We start from the raw sequence: 2,936 nt of genomic DNA, 5'->3' as shown, positions 1-2,936 counted from the left end.
CGTATTTTATGATTACTGTAATAGCGCCCCCATAAAAAATGAGGGCGGCACAGAAATTACTAATAATTTATCGTTGACCTTCGCATTGCATCTGACGTTTTGATAACCATACAATCATCAATACATCGATTGGTCTCAGAAATTATAACGTTGTTAGATAGTTTGAAATTAAATCCTTTCATAATTCTGATCTCTTCAGCCATACCTTTGAGCGCCCAGGGCGCTGCTAATGAAATATTCCCAAACTCATCATATCTCTGTGTTTTTGTAAAGGCATTGTAAGCAGGATCTGTGAGATCGAACATTAATTTTCCTGTGTAATTCTTAGGTATTTTATTAGTTATTTCCGCAGCAAGTGCCTGAATTTCAGAGCGTTGAGGAATAATAAATCCATTTATAATATTATACTGAGCTATTATCATAATTGTTAAAGTGATAAGAGGCCAGACAAATGCTTGCTTAAAAATTCTACTGACAAGGCTATTTATGCCAATGAGAAATAGAGTTGATATAATAAGTTCTAAGGCCACTAACGAGCGGAATGCTGCCCAATTCTCTTTTGTCGCTAAATTTGGAGCGTAGGAACCTATCCCGATCGCTATGACTATGAACGTTTTCCATCTGCCTGATTTTCCCACTAAAATAGTGTATAAGCCGATTAAAATTGCAAGCGAGGAGAACCAAGAATATATTTTTACTGGTTGTATGTTATAGTTATTTACAGCGTTTATTAGTGATTCATTTATGAACCATTTCATCTTTCCACCGATATCTGCGGTTAACTCGGATCTCGATAATGATTCCCCATATAGCCAGACAGGAAGTACTTTTGACATTATAAAACTGCCTGCAACACCGATAACTAAAATGATAAAACATGTCGCAACTTTTTTCACAGTTAAACTACTTTCTTTTTTTATACAACTATCAAGCATAAAAAAGAATAAGAATGTAATTGCTGTCGGTTGATATATTGCAAATGCCACCCATAAAACAACAATGGATGCTAATTTTTCTGGCAATGACGATCGCTGCTTCGAATGTGGGAAACATTTATTATAACTAATACCTGCCAGCAATACTGAAATAGTGAAAGGGAAACATGTTGCCCATGAAGCATAAACTTGAAACGCAGGGAGTAAGCAAATTAACAGCGGAAATATTACTTTGAATACGGGGTTATCAAATATTTTTCTGCTGTCTATGAAGTTGTAAATAAAACTACTTAAGACAACCAGACTTAATATATTAAAAAGACGCAAATACGAAAATGAAGAAATATCATTAATTAACATTTGTCCATAGTAACGGAACACAGCATAAACGGGACGACCAGATTGAACATCCCACTGAAACGAAGAACCGTTTCTTGTTATAGCATCAAAGAATGTTGACCAGTCGTCTGAAAATGCATATGAAAAGAAAATTACCGGTGAAAATGTTAACATAATCAGAAAGAAATAAAAAATGTAAACGTTTTTTTTATTTCCCTCTGCTAAAGAATTGATCAGGTTTTGCATATTATTTTCCATTGCTATCATTACCTACGCTTTCATCAATGAAATATTTAGGTCTATTTTTCGTCTCTATATAAATTTTCCCGACATATTCTCCTATAATACCTAAAGAAAGCATTTGCACACCGCCAAGAAAGAATATAGCGATCATGACTGATGTCCATCCCTCAACTGTAGTACCTGTTGTTTTTTGAATTAAAGCATAAATCGCAGCGATGGTAGATATGATGCAAGTTATAAAACCTGTCATAGCTATAATTCGTAACGGTGTAACTGATAATGAGGTAATTCCCTCGAGAGCCAGCGCAAGCATTTTTTTTATTGGATATTTTGATTCACCTGCAATTCTTTCTTCACGGCTATATTGCACCTCGATCGAGGGGTATCCCACAAGAGGCACTAATCCACGTAAATATATATTTTGCTCTTTATATTGTTTAAGAGCCTCCAACGCACGATTACTTAATAATCGATAATCTGCATGATTTGGAGTTTGATTTACACCCATGTGGGACATTATTGCGTAAAATGCATTAGCTGTTGTACGTTTAAAAAAAGTGTCACTGTCTCGATTACATCTTACGCCGTATACTATGTCATATCCCTGGCTGTAAGCGTCAATCATTTTTTCGATGCAATTTACATCATCTTGTAGATCCGCATCGATGCTAATGGTTACGTCTGTATCGACCGAGCGTAACCCTGCCATTAAGGCAATTTGATGTCCTTTATTTCTTGATAATTTTATTCCTCGCACATAGTGATAAGCGGTCGAGGCATCTTTAATTTGTGCCCAAGTATTGTCACGACTACCATCATCGACAAACAAAAGATAACTATTGTTGTTAATTTTATTTCTGGCTATCAATGAATTTAGTACATTCGAAAGCTTTTCGAGACAGAAAGGAAAAGCCTCTTGTTCATTATAGCAAGGTACCACAATAGCTAAAGAAGGAGTGCTTTTTATATCAGTTGAGGTTGTCATTTCATCGCCCAGAACTTGTTTAAAATAAAACCTGTGATAGTGTATGTGAACATCCCAAGGATTTGTGCTGAATATATTTTTTCTGGCATAAAAACGAAAAATATTTTTATGACAATGATATTTGCCACATAACAAATGAAGCAAACACATAAAAATTTTATTAGTCTATTGATGCTAATTGGTTGCGTAAATGTAAATATTGTGTTTGCTATGAAGCTGAAAACAATACCTACAACATAACCCATCGCATTGGACAGATAAATGCCAAGACCCAAATGCATTAGCAGGAAAATTACAACTGCCGTAATTAGTGTATTGACTATCCCAACTAACCCATATTTCATTAGTTGCCATAATGGGCCTGAACTTGGCATTATATACTCCGCTAGCGTTCCAATTGGATGTTAAAGGCGGCAGCATTCTAACAAACTACA

General features: G+C 35.3%; 3 protein-coding genes. All 3 read right to left on the bottom strand.

Translation table 11 applies throughout. The features are described from left to right. Positions 1-59: 59 nt before the first annotated feature. Genes N6P30_RS24175 through N6P30_RS24165 form a run of 3 tightly spaced genes read right to left on the bottom strand, consistent with a single transcriptional unit; the run spans position 60 to position 2,876 of the window. Positions 60-1,520: a glucosyl transferase GtrII family protein gene (locus N6P30_RS24175; RefSeq protein ID WP_057069252.1), complete on the bottom strand. Its 1,461-nt coding sequence runs from the start codon at positions 1,518-1,520 to the stop codon at positions 60-62. Between the two features lies 1 nt (position 1,521). Next, positions 1,522-2,502: a glycosyltransferase family 2 protein gene (locus N6P30_RS24170; protein ID WP_004198905.1), complete on the bottom strand. Its 981-nt coding sequence runs from the start codon at positions 2,500-2,502 to the stop codon at positions 1,522-1,524. Then, positions 2,499-2,876 (bottom strand): GtrA family protein, encoded by a 378-nt coding sequence (locus N6P30_RS24165; protein ID WP_004198893.1) that lies wholly within the window; start codon positions 2,874-2,876, stop codon positions 2,499-2,501. Before N6P30_RS24165 ends, N6P30_RS24170 begins: the two co-directional genes overlap by 4 nt. Positions 2,877-2,936: the final 60 nt, after the last annotated feature.

Source organism: Enterobacter sp. PL1 (genome assembly GCF_945957325.1).
Classification (GTDB): domain Bacteria; phylum Pseudomonadota; class Gammaproteobacteria; order Enterobacterales; family Enterobacteriaceae; genus Enterobacter; species Enterobacter roggenkampii.
This window is presented reverse-complemented; position numbering and strand designations above follow the sequence as displayed.

Bases quoted from the DNA above. Each gene is read 5' to 3' on its own strand.
- N6P30_RS24175 (WP_057069252.1), bottom strand. From the start codon at position 1,520: ATGCAAAACCTGATCAATTCTTTAGCAGAGGGAAATAAAAAAAACGTT.
- N6P30_RS24170 (WP_004198905.1), bottom strand. From the start codon at position 2,502: ATGACAACCTCAACTGATATAAAAAGCACTCCTTCTTTAGCTATTGTG.
- N6P30_RS24165 (WP_004198893.1), bottom strand. From the start codon at position 2,876: ATGCCAAGTTCAGGCCCATTATGGCAACTAATGAAATATGGGTTAGTT.